General features: G+C 71.6%; 13 protein-coding genes and 1 pseudogene. 11 read left to right on the forward strand and 3 right to left on the reverse strand.

What is annotated here, in order from left to right; all coding sequences use genetic code 11:
- Positions 1-28 precede the first annotated feature (28 nt).
- Positions 29-1402, forward strand: coding sequence for a tannase/feruloyl esterase family alpha/beta hydrolase (locus DMH12_RS06270; protein ID WP_125490538.1), 1374 nt, complete (start codon positions 29-31; stop codon positions 1400-1402).
- A gap of 25 nt (positions 1403-1427) precedes the next feature.
- Here DMH12_RS06270 and DMH12_RS06275 read toward each other — a convergent pair whose 3' ends face one another.
- The gene (locus DMH12_RS06275; RefSeq protein ID WP_122620855.1) at positions 1428-1610 is read right to left on the reverse strand and encodes a hypothetical protein; all 183 of its coding nucleotides are present in this window, start codon (positions 1608-1610) and stop codon (positions 1428-1430) included.
- A 296-nt stretch (positions 1611-1906) separates the two neighbouring features.
- Between DMH12_RS06275 and DMH12_RS06280 the strand changes: the two genes are divergently transcribed.
- Both DMH12_RS06280 and DMH12_RS06285 read left to right on the forward strand, forming a co-directional pair.
- The gene (locus tag DMH12_RS06280) at positions 1907-4780 is read left to right on the forward strand and encodes a DEAD/DEAH box helicase (protein WP_125490539.1); all 2874 of its coding nucleotides are present in this window, start codon (positions 1907-1909) and stop codon (positions 4778-4780) included.
- Positions 4777-6045 (forward strand): SWF or SNF family helicase, encoded by a 1269-nt coding sequence (locus DMH12_RS06285; protein WP_125490540.1) that lies wholly within the window; start codon positions 4777-4779, stop codon positions 6043-6045. Before DMH12_RS06280 ends, DMH12_RS06285 begins: the two co-directional genes overlap by 4 nt.
- A 112-nt stretch (positions 6046-6157) precedes the next feature.
- Here DMH12_RS06285 and xylA read toward each other — a convergent pair whose 3' ends face one another.
- Positions 6158-7321 (reverse strand): xylose isomerase, encoded by a 1164-nt coding sequence (gene xylA, locus DMH12_RS06290; RefSeq protein ID WP_125490541.1) that lies wholly within the window; start codon positions 7319-7321, stop codon positions 6158-6160.
- Positions 7322-7467: 146 nt separating this feature from the next.
- Between xylA and xylB the strand changes: the two genes are divergently transcribed.
- The 7 genes and pseudogenes from xylB to DMH12_RS39680 all read left to right on the forward strand — a co-directional run.
- Positions 7468-8913, forward strand: coding sequence for a xylulokinase (xylB, locus tag DMH12_RS06295; protein ID WP_125490542.1), 1446 nt, complete (start codon positions 7468-7470; stop codon positions 8911-8913).
- Positions 8914-8958: 45 nt separating this feature from the next.
- Entirely contained in the window at positions 8959-10167 is a 1209-nt protein-coding gene (locus DMH12_RS06300; RefSeq protein WP_125490543.1) for an ROK family transcriptional regulator, read from the forward strand.
- Positions 10168-10449: 282 nt separating this feature from the next.
- Positions 10450-11082, forward strand: a complete 633-nt coding sequence (locus DMH12_RS06305; protein ID WP_125490544.1) for an N-acetylmuramoyl-L-alanine amidase — start codon at positions 10450-10452, stop codon at positions 11080-11082.
- Between the two features lie 81 nt (positions 11083-11163).
- Positions 11164-12423 carry a GAF domain-containing protein gene (locus DMH12_RS06310; protein ID WP_125490545.1) on the forward strand — a complete coding sequence of 420 codons (1260 nt, stop codon included), beginning with the start codon at positions 11164-11166 and terminating at the stop codon, positions 12421-12423.
- Between the two features lie 96 nt (positions 12424-12519).
- Positions 12520-14043 carry an aldehyde dehydrogenase gene (gene adh, locus DMH12_RS06315; protein ID WP_125490546.1) on the forward strand — a complete coding sequence of 508 codons (1524 nt, stop codon included), beginning with the start codon at positions 12520-12522 and terminating at the stop codon, positions 14041-14043.
- Positions 14044-14697: 654 nt separating this feature from the next.
- On the forward strand, positions 14698-15189 hold the full coding sequence (locus DMH12_RS06325) for a DUF2975 domain-containing protein (protein ID WP_125490547.1): 492 nt from the start codon (positions 14698-14700) through the stop codon (positions 15187-15189).
- Positions 15189-15332: pseudogene (locus tag DMH12_RS39680) on the forward strand (helix-turn-helix domain-containing protein); the annotation flags it as partial. The gene DMH12_RS06325 and the pseudogene DMH12_RS39680, both read left to right, overlap by 1 nt.
- Before the next feature lie 459 nt (positions 15333-15791).
- Here DMH12_RS39680 and DMH12_RS06335 read toward each other — a convergent pair.
- Positions 15792-16280, reverse strand: coding sequence for a GNAT family N-acetyltransferase (locus DMH12_RS06335; RefSeq protein WP_185832173.1), 489 nt, complete (start codon positions 16278-16280; stop codon positions 15792-15794).
- Between the two features lie 459 nt (positions 16281-16739).
- On the opposite strand from DMH12_RS06335, the gene DMH12_RS06340 reads away from it, so the two are divergent.
- Positions 16740-18425, forward strand: coding sequence for a ribonuclease J (locus tag DMH12_RS06340; protein WP_125490549.1), 1686 nt, complete (start codon positions 16740-16742; stop codon positions 18423-18425).
- Positions 18426-18712 lie beyond the last annotated feature (287 nt).

The following is an 18712-nucleotide window of genomic DNA, read 5'->3' on the forward strand; positions in this document are numbered from 1 at the left end:
ACTTCCCCCGTCGCGTCCGGAGGCCCTGATGCGTCTGTCCCGTGGTGTCCCGTTCCTCGCCGCCGTCCTGACGGCCGTCACGCTCACCGGGCCGGCTCCCGCGGCCACCGCCGCGGCGGAGACGGGCGGACACTGTGCCCGGCTGGAGCGCGTGCGTGTGCCGGGCGCGGCCCTGCAACGCGGCGCCTGCCTGGCCGATCTGACCACCACCGGGCTGGCCGGCACCCGGTACACCGACCTGGCCGACCAGGCCGGACTGACGGCGGCCGGCACCAGGACGCCGTCCGGCGTTCCGGGCATTCAGATCGACGGGTACTTCCCGGACTCCTCCCGCTTCAACACGACGCACGGCTGGCGGCACGACGCGCAGTTCGTGATCCGGCTCCCGGACCACTGGAACGGCGGCCTGGTCGTGACGGGGGCGCCCGGGAACCGCAAGCAGTACGCCACGGACAAGGCGATCTCCGACCGGGTCCTCGCGCAGGGGTACGCGTACGCCGCCACCGACAAGGGGAACAGCGGAACCGACTTCTACCGGGACGGTGTCCGTCCCGGAGACGCGGTCGCCGAGTGGAACGCGCGCACCACCCAGCTGACCCGGGCCGCCCGACGGGTGGCGGCCCAGCGCTACGGCCACGCGCCACGCCGCACGTACATCACCGGCATCTCCAACGGCGGCTATCTCACCCGCTGGCAGTTGGAGAACCACCCCGGGCTCTACGACGGTGGCGTGGACTGGGAGGGAGCCCTGTGGACGGCGGACGGGCCCAGCCTGCTCACTTCGCTGCCGACCGCGGTCGCCCGGAGGCTCGGCTCGGCCCGGGACGAGGACTTGTACACGGCCGGGTTCGCCCGTGGCTCCGAGTTTCTGTGGCCGTACCACGAGAACGCCTACTGGGGCGTGACGCAGAAGATCTACCGGGCCGAATTCGATCCGTCGTACGACCCACGCTGCCCGGGCAGCTCGGCAGGGTCCTCCTTGGAGGAGATCCTCGCGCCGTGCGCCTCCGACGCCGCCTATGACTACGCCGCACGTCCTGTCTCCGTCCATCGCTCGGTGGCCCGGGTGGCACTGACCGGACGCATCGGGAAGCCGTTGATCACGCTGCACGGCGATCTGGACGCACTGCTGCCCAAGGCCGCCGACTCCGACGTGTACGCGCGCATGATCGACGCGCGCGGGCGAGGCGCACTGCACCGCTACTACACGGTCCGGGGCGGGACCCATGTCGACGGGCTGTACGACACGTATCCCGACCGGCTGCGGCCGATCCTGCCTTGCTTCCGGTCGGCCTTCGACGCGCTGACCGCGTGGGTGGAGCGGGGCACGCCGCCGCCCGCGGACCACACGGTCGGCGAGCCCGCGGACGGCGACGTGATCGACTCCTGCCCCCTGCGTTAGCCGGGCGCGCAGCGGCGCCGGCGCGTCAACGCCCTATCTCCCTGCGCGTGGTCCGGCGCAGCCTGCGCCGCTGGGAAGGGTCCAGGGTGAGGTAAGCGGCGGCCGGGACTCCCAGAACTATCAGCAGGGCGGCCCACCAGGGCAGCCAGATCAGCAGGATGAGCCCGACCGCCACACCCCCTGCTGCGACCTTGGCGTTCTTCGACATGGTGTCGCCTCCTTCGCGGCCACTGCCGCTCTCTGTCCTGAAAACGGGCCCGCGCTCCCGGCGGTTCCGTACCGCGACCCTGAGACGTCCCTGAGACCGGACCCCGACGACCCTGAGAGACCCGTGGGCGTAGCCGCCCGCCCGTCGGCGCATCCATCCGTCCACCCGGGGAGAGAACATCCCTCTCCTTGAATAGTGACCCATGCCACAGGTCATCCACACCCCGTGACCTCAGGAGTGGTGTACAGTCGGCCGCCGCATACTGACTAGTCAAATTTGAGGAATACATCATCACTGTGCAGACCGCTCTCCCGGAAACCCCTTCCGAGATCTCCGCAAGCGTCGGCTGCTGCGCTGTCTTCCTGCCCGGTGAACCCGCCCGCACCGGCGCCGTGGCCTTCTGGCGGCCCGATGGCGCCGCACCCGGAAGCACCCCGGGCGGCCGGGAGCACCCGACCGTCGAGGACCTGAATGTCGTCCTGCCCGGCGGCGACGGTGTGGAACGGGTGAGCGTTCCCGCGGTGGTGCTGCCGCTCCGGGCGGCCCTGCCGGTCCTCACGCGCGCGCGTACCTCCGCACACGCCCACCGGTCGTCGGTGTTCTGGGGCGCCGTCGCCGTCGAGGCGCTGCACCTGGTCGCGCGCGGGCTGCTGCTGCCGGGCCTGTCCACGGCCGACCACGACGCCTGGCGGGCCGGCCCGCTGGGCGCGGAGGAGACCGAGCGGGTCCGCCATCTCGCCGCCGCCATGCCGCCGGAGGCGCACGCGGTCCCGGTGGACGACACCGATCCGCCGCGGCTTCACGACCCGGAACGGCTGGTACGCGCCTTCCTGGACGCGGTGGCGGACACACTGCCCCGCTCACCCGCCGCCGCACTGGTGACGGCCGGTCCCGCCTACGCCTCACGGGAGCCGCGGCGGATGCCCGAGCTGCGCGAATGGGCCGCCGACGTCGCCGCCGGACACGACGCGGGGGTGCGGCTGTCCTTGCGCGTCGAGGTGCGGGGCCTGTCGGCCGACGCTCCCGCCGAGGAGAAGCCGGCGTTCCGGGCGGTGCTCCAGGTGCACGGCGTCAGCGACCCCGCGCTCGTCGCCGACGCCGCCGAGGTGTGGGCCGGCGCCGTGGGCGAGGCGTTCGGCACGCGCGCGCGCATGGACGCCCTGCTCGCCCTGCGCCGCGCGGCACGGGCCTGGCCGGCGCTCACACCGCTGCTGTCGGCCGCCGTGCCGGACGCCGTCGAACTGGCGGACGCGGACGTGACCGAGTTGCTCGGCACGGGGTCCCGGGCGCTCGCGAGCGCGGGGATCGACGTGCACTGGCCGAGGCAGCTGGCCCGCGATCTGACCGCACGCGCGGAGGTCGGACCGCCGGACGACGCGCGGGCGGCCCTCGCGGCTGCCGCGGAGGGCGGCCCTTCGCTGCTCTCCGCCGACGCGCTGCTCGCCTTCAACTGGACGTTCGCCCTGGGCGACAAGAGCCTCACGCGCGAGGAGCTGGACCTGCTCGCCGAGGCAGGACGGCCGCTCGTGCGCCTGCGCGACCAATGGGTGCTGGTCGACCCCGGGGAGGTCCACCGCGCCCGCGCCCGACAGGACCACAAGGTCACACCGGTGGACGCGCTCGCGGCCGTTCTCACCGGCTCGACGGACGTCGACGGCCACCGCGTCGAGGTGCGCCCCACCGGCTGGCTGGCAACGCTGCGGGAGCGGCTGGCCGACCCCGAGGCGCAGGAGGCGGTCCCGCAGCCCGCCGCGCTCGACGCCACACTGCGCGACTACCAGCGGCGAGGGCTCAACTGGCTGGTCCGCATGACATCACTGGGCCTCGGCTGCTGCCTCGCCGACGACATGGGCCTCGGCAAGACCATCACGCTGATCGCCCTGCACCTGCACCGGCAGACCGACCCGGCCACCGGCGGTCCCACCCTGGTGGTCTGCCCGACCTCCCTGATGGGCAACTGGCAGCGGGAGATCGAGCGGTTCGCGCCCGGCACACCGGTTCGCCGCTTCCACGGCACCCGACGTGACCTGGACGGCCTCACGGACGGCGAGTTCGTGCTCACCACCTACGGGACCATGCGCCTGGACACGGAACGTCTCTCCGCCGTGCCGTGGGGCATGGTCGTGGCGGACGAGGCCCAGCACGTGAAGAACCCGTACTCGGAGACCGCGCGCCAACTGCGCTCCGTCGGCGCACGCGCGCGTGTGGCCCTCACCGGCACCCCGGTGGAGAACAACCTCTCGGAGTTGTGGGCCGTCCTCGACTGGGCCACCCCGGGCCTGCTGGGCCGGCTCGGCACCTTCCGCCGTCAGTACGCCCAGGCCGTCGAGAGCGGCGAGGACCCTGCCGCGGCGGAGCGACTCGCCCGGCTCGTACGGCCATTCCTGCTGCGACGCCGCAAGTCTGATCCGGGGATCGCACCCGAGCTGCCACCGAAGACCGAGACCGACCGTCCCGTGTCGCTGACGGCGGAACAGGCGGGCCTGTACGAGGCGGTGGTGCGCGAGGCGCTCACGGAGATCGCCGGGGCCGACAGCATGGCGCGGCGCGGCATGATCGTGAAACTGCTGACGAGCCTGAAGCAGATCTGCAACCACCCGGCGCAGTTCCTCAAGGAGGACCGGCCGAGGATCGGGGGCCGCTCGGGGAAGCTGGAACTGCTCGACGAGTTGCTCGACACGATCCTCGCCGAGGAGGCGAGCGTGCTGGTTTTCACGCAGTACGTGCAGATGGCCCGTCTCCTCGAACGGCACCTGGCCGCTCGCGGCGTGGCGTCGCTGTTCCTGCACGGCGGCACGTCCGTCACGGCACGCGAGTCGATGGTCCGCCGGTTCCAGGAGGGGGAGGTACCGGTCTTCCTGCTGTCGCTGAAGGCCGCGGGCACCGGACTGAACCTCACACGCGCGGAGCACGTCGTGCACTACGACCGCTGGTGGAATCCGGCGGTCGAAGCGCAGGCCACCGATCGCGCCTACCGCATCGGCCAGACCCGCCCCGTGCAGGTGCACCGGCTGGTCGCCGAGGGGACGATCGAGGACCGCATCGCCGCCCTGCTGCACCGCAAGAGAGAACTCGCCGAGGCTGTACTGGGCACCGGCGAGGCGGCGTTCACCGAGCTGACGGACGCGCAACTGGCCGACCTGGTCGAACTGCGAGGGGGTACCCGATGACCCGGTACGACGACGACACGGAGCGGACGTTCACCGCGCTGCCCCCCTCGCACGGACGGGGCTTCGCCCAGACCTGGTGGGGTCTGGCCTGGCTGAAGGCACTGGAGGACGCGGCGATGGACGCGGCCCAGGTGAAGTCGGGGCGCCGTCTCGCACGCGCGGGAGCGGTCGGCGCCGTGTCGGTGCGGCCGGGGCGCATCACGGCCGTCGTCCAGGACCGCGATCGCACGGCGCATCGGGCCGACGTCCTGCTGGAGCAGCTGTCCGAAGCACAGTGGGATCGTTTTGTCGACATGGCGATCGAGCGCTCCGGGCACGTCGCTGCACTGCTGGACCGGGACATGCCCCCGCACCTGGTGGAGGACGCGGCGACCGCCGGCATCGATCTGCTGCCCGGCATGGGCGACTTGGAGCCGGAGTGCGACTGCGGCGCCTGGGACCACTGCGGGCACACCGCCGCCCTCTGCTACCAGGTGGCCAGGCTGCTGGACCAGGACCCCTTCATCCTGCTGCTGATGCGAGGCCGCGCGGAGGGCACCCTGCTCGAGGCACTCCAGGCGCAGGGCGGCGCACCCGCTCGGGAGTCCGCGTCCCGCCGGGAGGGCGTGGACGCCGACGAGGCGTACGCGGCCGCGGACGTGCTGCCTCCGCTGCCCGCGCCGCCCGGACTCGAGGACGGCCCCGGCGTGCCGCCGTCCCTGGACACCGAGACGGCACCCCCGTACGGCGTCGATCCGTCCGCCGTGGCCCACCTGGCCTCCAGCGCCGCCGCGGACGCGCACCGGCTGCTCGCCGAGGCCCTGCGCGGCGGGCACGAGCAGCAAGCCTCGGGCAGGGAGGCGACGGCATCGCAGGACGCGGTACGACTGGCCGCGGGCGAGCCCGGCCCCGAGGTACTGCGGCGCCTCGGCGAGGGTTCGGGGCGCACACCGGAGGCGCTGACCGTCGCGGTGGACGCGTGGCGGCTCGGCGGCGTGACCGGCCTGTCCGTACTCGAGGAGGAGTGGGCGCCCCGGGGCGAGGCGCTCGCACGCGCGCGTGCCGCGCTGGAGTCGGCCTGGGAGGCCGACGAACGCCCGTCGTTGCGGGCGCGGGCCAACCGGTGGACCGTCGTCGGGGAACCGCGGCAGCTCCGCCTGGACCACGAGGGCCGCTGGTGGCCGTACCGCAAGGAGCGTGGCCGTTGGGTGCCCGTGGGCGGGCCGGTCCAGGACCCGGCCACGGCGCTTGCCTCGGCCGCCCCGGGGACGGTGGACCAGCCCTGACGTCCCGGCCCCCGCGCGGCGGGGCACTTCCCGCGCGAGGGCTCCGGCCTCCTTCCGGCGCACGGAGGGAGGCCGGAGCCGGCCGGTCCGCGACGGGCCCCTCCGTGGTGCCTCAGCGGGCGCCGAGGAGGTGATCCATGGCGAGCTGGTCGAGGTGCTCGAACGCCATACCGCGGGCGGCGGCCGCGTCCACGTCGAAGGTGTCGTACGCGGTCGGGTCGGCCAGCAGTGCCGCCAGGCCGTCCTCGGCGGTCGGGCGGGCCAGTTCGTCCAGGCGGGCCGCGGCCAGGGCCTCCTGCACCTGCGGGTCGGCGCGGAAGGAGGCCGCGCGGTCCTTGAGGATCAGGTAGTTGCGCATGCAGCCGGCCGCGGACGCCCACACGCCGTCGAGGTCCTCGGTGCGGGGCGGCTTGAAGTCGAAGTGCCGCGGGCCCGCGTATCCGGCCCGCTCCAGCAGGTCGACGAGCCAGAACGCCGCCCGCAGGTCGCCCGCGCCGAACCGCAGGTCCTGGTCGTACTTGATGCCGGACTGGCCGTTGAGGTCGATGTGGAACAGCTTGCCCGCCCACAGCGCCTGTGCGATCCCGTGCGGGAAGTTCAGCCCCGCCATCTGCTCGTGGCCGACCTCCGGGTTGACGCCGTACAGCTCCGGCCGCTCGAGGCGCTCGATGAACGCCAGCGCGTGGCCCACCGTCGGCAGCAGGATGTCACCGCGCGGCTCGTTCGGCTTCGGTTCGATCGCGAACCTCAAGTCGTAGCCCTGCTCGGTGACGTACTCGCCCAGCAGGTCGAAGGCCTCCTTCATCCGCTCGAGGGCGTCCCGTACGTCCTTGGCCGCACCGGACTCCGCTCCCTCCCGGCCGCCCCAGGCGACGTACACGCTCGCGCCCAGCTCGACCGCGAGGTCGATGTTGCGGATCGTCTTGCGCAGTGCGTACCGGCGTACGTCCCGGTCGTTCGCGGTGAAGGCGCCGTCCTTGAACACCGGATGCGTGAACAGGTTCGTCGTCGCCATCGGCACCTTCATGCCGGTGGCGTCCAGGGCCTGCCGGAAACGCTTGACGTGCGCCTCCCGCTCCGAGTCGCTCGACCCGAACGGGATCAGGTCGTCGTCGTGGAACGTGACGCCGTGGGCGCCCAGCTCGGCCAGGCGACGCACCGATTCAGCCGGGTCCAGGGCTCGCCGGGTGGCGTCGCCGAACGGATCACGGCCCTGCCAGCCGACCGTCCACAAACCGAACGTGAACCTGTCCTCGGGAGTGGGCTGGTAGTTCATTCCGCGGCTCCTCACTCGCTGCCGATCACTCGCTGCCGACTATTTCGTCATGGCGCTTTACAAATTAGTATGCACACACGGTCCTGGGAAGGGACAAGGTGTGCCAGTGCCCGAAGCAGTGAAGTCCGGGAAGAGGGAGTAGACCGATGTCAGCAGCCGAGGGTCCGCTCGTCGTCGGTGTGGACACATCCACCCAGTCCACGAAGGCGCTGGTCGTCGACGCGGCCACCGGCCGGGTCGTCGCGAGCGGCCAGGCCCCCCACACCGTGTCCTCCGGAGCCGGCCGGGAGAGCGATCCGCGCCAGTGGTGGGACGCGCTGGGCGAGGCGCTGCGCCAGTGCGGCGACGCCGCCCGCGAGGCCGCCGCGGTGTCGATCGGCGGGCAGCAGCACGGGCTCGTCACCCTGGACGCGCAGGGCGAGCCGGTGCGCCCGGCGCTGTTGTGGAACGACGTGCGTTCCGCCCCGCAGGCCCGGCGCCTGATCGAGGAGTTGGGCGGCCCCAAGTCCTGGGCGGAGCGCACGGGCAGCGTGCCCAGCGCGTCCTTCACGGTCACCAAGTGGGCCTGGCTGGCGGAACACGAGCCGGACGCGATCCGCGCGGCGAAGGCCGTACGCCTCCCGCACGACTACCTCACGGAGCGGCTCACCGGCGAGGGGACCACCGACCGGGGCGACGCGTCCGGCACCGGCTGGTGGGCGTCCGGCACGGAGTCGTACGACGAGGACATCCTCGCGCACGTGGGACTCGACCCGGCACTGCTCCCCCGGGTGGTCCGGCCCGGCGAGGTGGTCGGCACCGTGCGCGACGGCCACGGCCTGCCGTTCACGAAGGGCACCCTGGTCGCCGCGGGCACCGGTGACAACGCGGCCGCCGCTCTGGGACTCGGGCTCCGTCCCGGTGTGCCGGTGATGAGCCTCGGCACGTCCGGCACCGTGTACGCCGTCTCGCGGCTGCGCCCGGCCGACCCGACCGGCACGGTGGCGGGTTTCGCCGACGCGCGCGGGGACTGGCTGCCGCTCGCCTGCACCCTGAACTGCACGCTCGCCGTGGACCGCGTGGCGAGCCTGCTGGGCCTGGACCGGGAGGCCGTCGAACCCGGCACCGAGGCGACGCTCCTGCCCTTCCTGGACGGCGAACGCACCCCGAATCTCCCGCACTCCTCCGGCCTCCTGTACGGACTGCGGCACGACACGACCGCCGGTCAGCTGCTCCAGTCCGCGTACGACGGCGCCGTCCACTCGCTGCTCAACGCCCTCGACCTGGTGCTCGACGCCGATGCCGACCCGTCGGCGCCGCTGCTCCTGATCGGCGGCGGGGCGCGTGGGGGCGCCTGGCAGGAGACGGTACGGCGGCTGTCGGGGCGTCCCGTCCAGATCCCCGAGGCGAAGGAGCTGGTCGCGCTCGGCGCCGCGGCACAGGCCGCCGGCCTGCTGACCGGCGAAGACGCCGCCGCGGTCGCCCGGCGCTGGAACACGGCGGCCGGGCCGGTACTCGACGCCGTGGAGCGGGACGAGGCGACGCTGGCGAGGATCACCGGGGTACTCTCCGACGCGGCACCGCTGCTGGAGCGGTCCACGGATTCCCGCTGAGGACGCGGTGACCCGGGCGACGACCGACCGAGGGATGACGGAGGCATGACCGCACCGCCGCACGAAGCCGAACCGGCCCGGCACGGGCGCACGCTTCCGGACACCCAGCAGGGGATGCGCCGCCGGAATCTCGCCCGGGTGATGCACACCGTCAGCGCGGAGGGACCGCTGTCCCGGGCCGCCGTCGCCTCACGGATCGGGCTGACACGCGCGGCGGTCTCGACCCTCGTCGACGAACTCATCCGCTCGGGCCTGCTGGAAGAGCTGGGTCCCGAGCGGCCGGGCCGGGTGGGGCGCCCCGGCTCGGCACTCGCCGTCAGCGCGCGGGGCCCGGCGGGCATCGGCGCGGAGGTCGGCGTCGACCACCTCGCGGTCTGCGCGGTCGATCTGCGCGGCCGGGTGCGGTCCCGTGCCGTGCGGTACGGCAGCAACCGGGACAGCTCCATCGAGCCGGTGATCGAACGGCTCACCGCTCTGGTGCGGCAGGTCGTCGCGGAGGCCGAGTCCGAAGGGCTGTGGCCGGCGGGGCTGGCGGTGGCCGTGCCGGGTCTCGTGGCGCGCGACGGCCGCACCGTCGTACGCGCCCCGAACCTGGACTGGCACGACGCCGACCTCGGCGCGCTGCTGCCCGCGGACCTGCCGCTGACCGTGGACAACGAGGCCAACTTCGGGGCGCTCGCCGAACTCTGGCTCGGCGACGGCACGCCCCGGGACTTCCTGCACGTCTCGGCCGAGATCGGCATCGGCGCGGGCGTGGTCTTCGACGGACGGCTGCTGCGCGGGACGCGCGGATTCGCGGGCGAACTGGGTCATGTGCCGGTCCGGCCCGACGGCCCGGAGTGCCCCTGTGGCGGGCGCGGGTGCCTGGAGCAGTACGCGGGTGAGAAGGCGGTGCTGCGCGCCGCCGGTGTGGAGCCGGGCGAGGACCGTGTCGGGCTGCTCGCCGGACGGGCCGCGGAGGGCGACGAGAACGTGCGACGGGCCCTGCGCGAAGGGGGCACGGCGCTCGGCATCGCGCTGACCGGGGCGGTCAACCTGCTGGATCCCGAGAGCGTGGTGCTGGGCGGCGCGCTGGCCGGGCTCGCGCCCTGGCTGCTGCCGTCGTTGCGTGACGAACTGGCCCGGCGCACGGCCGGCCCGGCCTGCCCGGTCTCGGTGTCGGACCTGGGCCCGCAGGGGCCCCTGCTCGGCGCGGCGCACTCGGTGGTGCGGGCCGTCCTGGACGACCCGGCGGTGGTGGCGGAGCGCGCCTGAGCCGTTGAAGGGCTCGGCGAGTGGTCGACTTACGCCCCTCTTTCACTCGATCGAGTGACCGAGTTGTCCACAAGGCCGTGGCCGTCCACGGAACGGCGCGGCGTTCTTCTGCGCAATCCCCGTCCCCCGTACGGTGATTGCGCGGACGCACCCCGCAGACGGGGTGGACGGACCGTCGGCGTTGCTCTCCTCGGCAGGGCCGGACTTCTCCTCAGCAAGACCGAACAGCTGAGCACCCACTCCCCCCACCGGGCTCCAGGGCCCACCGACGAAAGGGCATCCATGGACAGGGAAAGGACAGCTCCGGTTCCGACCAGGCGACGGATTCTGATGGGCGCCGCGCTCGCCACCGTCCCGTTCACCCTGCTCTCCGGTACGCCGGCCGCCGCACGGCCCCGGGCGGTCGACTACCCCTCCGCCGAGTGGCAGCCGGCGACAGCGTCCAACTACAGCCGGTCCAGCAGGCCCACGGCCTATCCCGTCGACTACGTGGTCATCCACGTCACGCAGGAAACGTACGCCGACACCCTCTCCATCTTCCGCGACCCCGAGAGGCAGGTGTCCGCGCACTACGTCGTCCGGTCCGCCGACGGACACGTGGCGCAGTGCGTCCGTGAGGTGGACATCGCCTGGCACGCGGGCAACTGGGACTACAACACCCGCAGCATCGGCATCGAACACGAGGGGTGGGTGGACCAGCCGGCGTACTTCACGGACGCGATGTACGAGCAGTCGGCCCGGCTCACTGCGGCGATCTGCACCACGTACGGCATCCCCATGGACCGCACGCACATCATCGCGCACCACGAGGTGCCCGGCAGCGACCACACGGACCCCGGGCCCTACTGGGACTGGACCCGCTACATCAGACTGGTCAACCTGGCCTCGACCCCGGCAGATAACGCGTCGCGCTGATACGGCTGGTCGAAGAGGTTGTCCGCGCGTATCGGCGGAGTGACGATGTCTCCCGTCCCATCACTGTCCGGGGAGGCCGAGTTGACTGATTCATGGCTGGCTCTGGAACCGGGGGCCGACCCCGCCGAACGTGCCCGGACACTGCGCCGCGCCCACGAGACGTTCACCGCGGCGGGCACGGTGTCGCGACCCGTGCGCGCCGTGGTGGCGGAGTCCTGGCGGCGGTCGGTCCGGGCGGGGGTGGGGCCGGACGGCACGGCGAGCGTGGAGCTGATGGACGGCGACCTCGGTGCCTACCGTGCCGAGCATCCGCTGGCGCGCGTGATGCCGCTGGTCCGGGAGCTCCTGGGCACCTTCGCCGCCGACGGCGAGCATCTGCTCGCGGTGTGCGACGCGCACGGCAGACTGCTCTGGGTGGAAGGGCATCCGGCCACCCGGCGCCGGGCGGGACGGATGAACTTCGTGCCGGGTGCCCGGTGGGCGGAGTCCGCGGTCGGGACGAACGCGCCGGGCACGGCGATATCGGTCGGCCGTCCGGTCCAGGTCTTCACGGCGGAGCACTTCATACGCCGGGTGCAGCCGTGGACCTGCGCGGCGGCTCCGGTGCACGATCCGCGCACCGGACGGGTGCTGGGTGCCGTGGACATCACCGGCGGGGACGGGCTGGCGCACCCGCACAGCCTGGGCTTCGTACAGGCGGTGGCGCGTGCCGCCGAGTCACAGCTGGCCCTGCTCGCTCCGGAGGCACCCGCGGGCGAGGCCGCCGAGCTGACCGCGCTGGGCCGTGACGAGGCCCTGCTGTGCGCGGACGGTCGCAGGGTCCGGCTGAGCCGACGGCACAGCGAGATCGTCGTGCTGCTGACCCAGCATCCGGAGGGCCTGACCGGCGACGAGTTGCTGTGCGCGCTGTACGAGGACGAGACGGTGCCGCCGGTGACCCTGCGGGCGGAGCTGGCCCGGCTGCGCGCCATCGTGGGGCCGGGCCGGCTGGCGTCCCGGCCCTACCGGCTCACGATGCCCGTGGAGTCCGACGCCGCCGTCGTCGAGCGTCGTCTGCGGGCGGGAGCGGTCACCGGGGCGGCGACGGCGTACGCCGGTCCGCTGCTGCCCGGGTCCCAGGCCCCGGCGGTGGTGCGGCTCCGGCGCCGCCTGGCCGACGGGCTGCGGGCCGCGCTGATCGCCCGCCGTGATCCCGACCTGCTGGCCGACTGGGTGCACGCGCCGTGGGGTGAGGACGACCTCGACGTCTGGCGCGCGCTCGCCACGGTCCGGCCCACGGCGGCGACCCGGTCCCGGCTCGCCGCGCTGGAGTCGGAACTTACGGCGCCGGGCCCGTGGTGACCGTCGCCGGCGCAACGTGTCTGCAACGTCCCACTGCCTAGCCTCACGCGCAGAGCTGTCCAACGGTGGGCAGCGCTCGACGAGGAGGCATTCAGGATGACCCGTTACACGGCGCCCGGCACCGAGGGCGCGATCGTCTCCTACCAGTCGCGCTACGACCACTTCATCGGCGGCGAGTATGTGCCTCCGGCCCGCGGGCAGTACTTCGAGAACCCGTCACCGGTGAACGGTCAGCCGTTCACGGAGATCGCGCGGGGAACGGCGGAGGACGTGGAGCGGGCGCTCGACGCGGCACACGCAGCCGCCCCGGGCTGGGGCCGCACCTCGGTGACCGAGCGTTCCGACATCCTGCTGAAGATCGCCGACCGCATGGAGGCGAACCTGGAGTCTCTGGCGGTCGCCGAGAGCTGGGAGAACGGCAAGCCGGTGCGCGAGACGCTGGCGGCCGACATCCCGTTGGCCATCGACCACTTCCGCTACTTCGCCGGAGCGGTCCGCGCCCAGGAGGGCTCGCTCAGCGAGGTCGACGACGACACCGTGGCGTACCACTTCCACGAGCCACTCGGTGTCGTCGCCCAGATCATTCCGTGGAACTTCCCGATCCTGATGGCGGCCTGGAAGCTCGCCCCCGCACTCGCGGCGGGGAACGCGGTGGTGCTCAAGCCCGCCGAGCAGACCCCGGCGTCGATCCACTACTGGCTGAGCCTGGTCGCGGACCTGCTGCCGCCCGGTGTCCTCAACGTCGTCAACGGCTTCGGCGTGGAGGCGGGCAAACCGCTCGCTTCCAGCCCTCGAGTGGCGAAGGTGGCGTTCACCGGCGAGACCACCACCGGGCGGCTGATCATGCAGTACGCCTCGGAGAACATCAAGCCGGTCACACTGGAGCTGGGCGGCAAGTCGCCGAATATCTTCTTCGACGACGTCTGGGCGCGGGACGACGACTTCCGCGACAAGGCGCTCGAGGGCTTCACGATGTTCGCGCTCAACCAGGGTGAGGTCTGCACCTGCCCGTCCCGGGCCCTGATCCAGCGCGGCAACTACGCCGAGTTCATGGAGGCCGCCGTCGCCCGTACCCGGTCGATCAAGCCGGGCCACCCGCTGGACACGGACACGATGATCGGCGCGCAGGCCTCCAACGACCAGTTGGAGAAGATCCTGTCCTACCTGGACGTCGGCCGGCAGGAGGGCGCCAAGGTGCTCACCGGCGGCGAGCGCATCGAGCACGACGGCGAGCTGAAGGGCGGCTACTACGTCCAGCCGACGATCTTCGAGGGCCACAACCGCATGCGGATCTTCCAGGAGGAGATCTTCGGCCCGGTCGTCTCGGTCACGTCCTTCGACGACTTCGACGACGCGATCAAGACCGCCAACGACACGCTGTACGGCCTCGGCGCGGGGGTGTGGACCCGCGACATGAACACCGCCTACCGCGCGGGACGCGCGATCCAGGCGGGACGCGTGTGGACCAACTGCTACCACGCGTACCCGGCGCACGCCGCCTTCGGCGGGTACAAGCAGTCGGGCATCGGCCGGGAGAACCACAAGATGATGCTGGAGCACTACCAGCAGACGAAGAATCTACTGGTGTCGTACTCGGCCAAGAAGCTGGGCTTCTTCTAGAGGGCACATGAAAGGGCGCCTGGCCTGGTCTCTGGCAGTCAGGCCTCGCGCTCCTGCCGTCCAGGGCCGAACCACCCTGCGTTCCACGCCGCAGCATGAGCACTTCTTTGGGCGCGATCATCTGTGCTTCGGAGTGTCGATCGCGGTGCGCGTTCTTCGCCTCCTCAAGTGCGTCACTGCCAGTCTCCTCCCCTCCGCGCCCCTCCTCATGGCCTCGAAGGAGCTCCGCCTCCCGGCGCTTCGCTCGTTCGGATCCGCGCTGGGCGAGTAACGCCCCTCCCAGGGTTCCTGCGACGCCTGCCACCGTGGTGATCACTGAGCCGAGAGCCGCCGGCATACCCCGTGAAATTCTTCGGCCTGGCGCCCGCCGCACACGGCCCGGGTCGTCACGTTTGCCGCTCCTCGATGCGCCGGGGTCTGGCGCCGTTCTTGCGTCGGTCTGTGGGCAAGGCTTCAGCGCAATCGGGTGGCGTCCGATTTGTGTTCAGGTGAGGCCGTCTTCGACAAGATCAAGATGGCCCGTGCCGCCGCGCCGTGCCATGGGGGCGGCAACGGCATGCCGCCGCGCGATGTGCCGCTCACCTTCATCTCAGCCCTTGCTTTCTCTATCGACTTTCGATAGATTTCCATCGCATTTCGATGGGAAGGTGGGGCATGGGAAAGCTGGCCGTGCATGCACTGCGCGCCGTGATCGTGCTGTTGCTCGTCGGCACCGTGCTGGTGCAGGCATTGATGGTGTGGACATTGGTCAGCGGGAGCGAACCGGAGGACGGGTCACTCCCGCTGACCCCGCTGCGGGTCATCACGGTCCTGGGCATGCTGTCGGCCCAGGTCGCCCTGATCTGCCTTTGGCGGCTGGTGACGATGGTGCGACGCGGAACCGTGTTCTCCCACGCCGCCTTCCGGTACGTGGACGGCGTGATCGGCGCGTTCGTCGGGGCTGCCCTCCTGTGGTTCGCGGTCACGATCATCAATGCGCCGGGCCAGCGGGACGACCCGGGCGTCAGCGTCATCATGGGCGGGATCGGTGTGGCCATCCTGGGGGTCGCGCTCATCGTCCTCGTGCTGCGGATGCTGCTCGCCCAGGCCGTCGCGCGCGACCTCGAAGCGTCGCAGATGCAGGCTGAGCTGGACGAGGTGATCTGATGCCGACCGCTGCCGGCATCGACGTGATGCCGGCCAGGCGGAAGATGTCCGTGGGCGAGCTCGTGGACCGCGTAGGGGTCACGCCCGCCAATATGGCGGCACTTGAGAACGGCCGCGCCAAGGCAGTGCGCTGCGCGACGCTCGTGCCGCCGTTGGGCGCAGGCCGGCTGCGACGTGTGTGCGTTCGACATCGACGTCGCGAAGGTCGCCTCGGCGGTCGAGGCCGGGGGCTGTCGCCGTCGAATCCGTGATCGTCTCCGCGTCCGCGGCGGACATATTCCTCCACATCGCTGCCACGTCCCGATCATGGGAAGGCCGTCATGCTCGACGGGGCGCGCCAGCCGCGCTGCGCCCGGCCTCGGCGTCGAGTTGCCCCTCACCGACGCCGCCCACGGTACGGGCAGCGTCAGGCGCCGGGCGGGGCTGTAGCGCCAAGACGGAGAAGCGGTGTGGGCTCACCGGCGTAGCGGCGACCCCTCTGCGGCACTGCGGGGCAGGCCGACGGCCATGTTGGGCAGGGTCGTCCTGACGGTCCGCAGCCGCGCGCAGAACTCTGGCAGCCATGCAGACGAAGCCGGTGTTCGGCGAACCGGCACACCGCGTCATGCCGAAGCAAGGCAAAACTCGAACTCGGGACGGTCCCACGGCACGGCGGGCGGAATCGCGCGCGCGGTCCCGGTCCGCACCGCACCCACGCGGTGGTAGAAGTCTTCGGCGGGAAGGTGCGACACGACCTTGACACGGTCGATCCCGGCGGCACGGGCCTCGGACTGCATGTGCGCGACGAGCAGCCGTCCAATACCGCGGCCTTGCGCTTCGTCGGCGACGAACAGCAGATCGAGCTCCGGTGGAGCAAGGACGAGCGAGTAGAACCCGAGGACCCGGCCTTCATGCTCGTCGGCACCGACGGCTACGAAGGCGCGGTGGGCTTCGATGTAATCAGGACCGACCCGGTAGCCCGCCACTGCGGCCGCGTACTTACCCTCGTAGGCGCCTGAGCCGCGTACGAGCCGCGTGAGCCGTTTGGCATCCCGCGCGACTGCCCTCCGTATCGTGATCGGCCGGCTGATCGGGGAAATGCGTGAACTCATCGGGAAAGTATGTCGCACCGCGGCCGTCAGGATGTTCCCATGATGTTGGGCATGGCTGTGCGGGCCTGCCCAGGTGGAGGACCTCCCGGCAGCGTATTGGGGCATCGGACGATTTCGCGTCGTCCCTCGGGGCGGTTCAGCTGCGGGCTCCTGGCCCGCACCGTTCACTGAAGGACCGGGACACGCGCTCCGCGTGCGGCCATCCGCGCAGAACCGCTCGGGTGCACAGTCGACCATCCTGTTGCCGCTCCGCATCGAGTCGTCCTCTCGATGAGACAGCGGTCGGATGCACCGCCGGTTCACCCACGGAAGGCGGCCCCGCCTTCATCACTCCCCATACTGGCTGCCGACGTGACGCGGTCGTCCCGGGGCAGCCGCTGCGGGTGCGGCGCCCCGCGGGACGGAGAGATCGCGCAGGCAATGGATCACCTCGTTCCGCTCTCCGGGTACCGTCAAGGTATGAGCCATCCACACCCCGAGCTGAAAGCCGCCCCGCCCCTTCCCGAAGGAGGGCTGCGGGTCATCGCCCTGGGCGGCCTGGGTGAGATCGGCCGCAACATGACCGTCTTCGAGCACGCCGGCAAGCTGCTCATCGTCGACTGCGGCGTGCTGTTCCCCGAGGAGACCCAGCCAGGCGTGGACGTGATCCTGCCGGACTTCACCTCGATTCGGGACCGGCTGGACGACATCGTGGCCGTTGTCCTCACCCACGGCCACGAGGACCACATCGGCGGCCTGCCGTACCTGCTGCGCGAGCGGTCCGACATTCCCGTAGTCGGCTCCAAGCTGACGCTGGCGTTCCTGGAGGCCAAGCTCAAGGAACACGGCATCCGGCCGCGCACGGTGCGGGTGCGGGAGGGCGACCGGCGCGGCTTCGGGCCCTTCGACCTCGAGTTCGTGGCGGTCAACCACTCCATCCCGGACAGCCTCGCGGTCGCGATCCGCACCGGCGCCGGCATGGTGCTGCACACCGGCGACTTCAAGATGGACCAGTTCCCTCTCGACGACCGCATCACCGACCTGCGCGCCTTCGCCCGCCTCGGCGAGGAGGGCGTTGATTTGTTCCTCACCGACTCCACCAATGCCGAAGTACCCGGCTTCACCACCTCCGAGCGTGAGCTGAACCCGGCGATCGAGCAGGTGATGCGAACCGCGCCGCGCCGGGTCATCGTCTCCAGCTTCGCCAGCCATGTGCACCGTATCCAGCAGATTCTGGACGCCGCCCACCAGCACGGCCGCAAGGTCGCCTTCGTCGGCCGGTCGATGGTCCGCAACATGGGCATCGCCCGCGACCTGGGTTATCTGAAGGTCCCGTCCGGTCTGGTCGTGAGCACGAAGGAGCTGGAGAAGCTCCCGGACCACAAGATCACTCTGGTGTGCACCGGCTCCCAGGGCGAACCGATGGCCGCGCTGTCACGGATGGCCAACCGCGACCACATGATCCGCATCGGCAAGGGCGACACCGTCCTGCTCGCCAGCTCCCTCATCCCCGGCAACGAGAACGCCATCTACCGGGTGATCAACGGACTCACCCGGTGGGGCGCCCACGTGGTCCACAAGGGCAACGCCAAGGTGCACGTCTCCGGGCACGCCAGCGCCGGTGAACTCGTCTACTGCTACAACATCGTCAAACCGCGCAACGTCATGCCCGTGCACGGCGAATGGCGCCACCTGCGGGCCAACGGCGACCTCGCCATCCGTACCGGCGTCGATCCCGACCGTGTCGTGATCGCCGAGGACGGCGTCGTCGTCGACCTCGTCGCCGGGCGGGCCTCCATCACCGGCAAGGTCCCCGCAGGCAACGTCTACGTGGACGGCATGGAGGTCGGCGGGGCCACCGACGCGTCTCTGAAGGACCGCCTCACCCTCGCGGAGGAAGGCGTGGTCACTGTGGTGGCGATCGTCGACGCGGACACCGGCGCCCTCGCCGAGGCCCCCGACTTCCTGGCCCGCGGTTTCGTCCACGACGACACCACCTTCGAACCGGTCATCCCCGTCATCGAGAAGACCCTGGCGACCGCGGCCGAGGAAGGCGTCGGGGACGCGCGCCAACTCGAACAGCTCCTCGCTCGCGCCGTGGCGAACTGGGCGTTCCGCACCCACCGCCGAAAGCCCCTCATCATCCCGGTCATCATCGACGCCTGAGCCGCAGCCCGGCAGCACGAGCCGGGCTGGTCCGTGGTCGAGTCGACGTGGACCGCTTCCGGGACACCGACCGTGCGCTGCGCAAGGTCGGTGTCCTGGACTGGCCGTTCCCTCGACGAGCAGGACGACCGCGGCTGCGCCGCCGGGTGTAGGTCAGTTCCTAGTGTCCCGGTCCGGAGATCCTGTCGCAGTAGCGGCAGATGCGGTCGATGATCTGGTCTGCGGTCTTGGTCCACTTGAAGGGCCGGGCTTGCTCGTTCCAGTTCTTGATCCAGTCCTCGAGCGCG

The organism is Streptomyces sp. WAC 04229 (assembly GCF_003947455.1).
Lineage (GTDB): Bacteria > Actinomycetota > Actinomycetes > Streptomycetales > Streptomycetaceae > Streptomyces.

What these genes read in the sequence shown, in the direction of transcription:
- DMH12_RS06275 (WP_122620855.1), bottom strand. Translation starts at nt 1,610, where the DNA reads ATGTCGAAGAACGCCAAGGTCGCAGCAGGGGGTGTGGCGGTCGGGCTC.
- DMH12_RS06325 (WP_125490547.1), top strand. Translation starts at nt 14,698, where the DNA reads ATGGGAAAGCTGGCCGTGCATGCACTGCGCGCCGTGATCGTGCTGTTG.
- DMH12_RS06300 (WP_125490543.1), top strand. Translation starts at nt 8,959, where the DNA reads ATGACCGCACCGCCGCACGAAGCCGAACCGGCCCGGCACGGGCGCACG.
- DMH12_RS06335 (WP_185832173.1), bottom strand. Translation starts at nt 16,280, where the DNA reads ATGAGTTCACGCATTTCCCCGATCAGCCGGCCGATCACGATACGGAGG.
- DMH12_RS06305 (WP_125490544.1), top strand. Translation starts at nt 10,450, where the DNA reads ATGGACAGGGAAAGGACAGCTCCGGTTCCGACCAGGCGACGGATTCTG.
- xylB (WP_125490542.1), top strand. Translation starts at nt 7,468, where the DNA reads ATGTCAGCAGCCGAGGGTCCGCTCGTCGTCGGTGTGGACACATCCACC.
- xylA (WP_125490541.1), bottom strand. Translation starts at nt 7,321, where the DNA reads ATGAACTACCAGCCCACTCCCGAGGACAGGTTCACGTTCGGTTTGTGG.
- DMH12_RS06285 (WP_125490540.1), top strand. Translation starts at nt 4,777, where the DNA reads ATGACCCGGTACGACGACGACACGGAGCGGACGTTCACCGCGCTGCCC.
- adh (WP_125490546.1), top strand. Translation starts at nt 12,520, where the DNA reads ATGACCCGTTACACGGCGCCCGGCACCGAGGGCGCGATCGTCTCCTAC.
- DMH12_RS06340 (WP_125490549.1), top strand. Translation starts at nt 16,740, where the DNA reads ATGAGCCATCCACACCCCGAGCTGAAAGCCGCCCCGCCCCTTCCCGAA.
- DMH12_RS06270 (WP_125490538.1), top strand. Translation starts at nt 29, where the DNA reads ATGCGTCTGTCCCGTGGTGTCCCGTTCCTCGCCGCCGTCCTGACGGCC.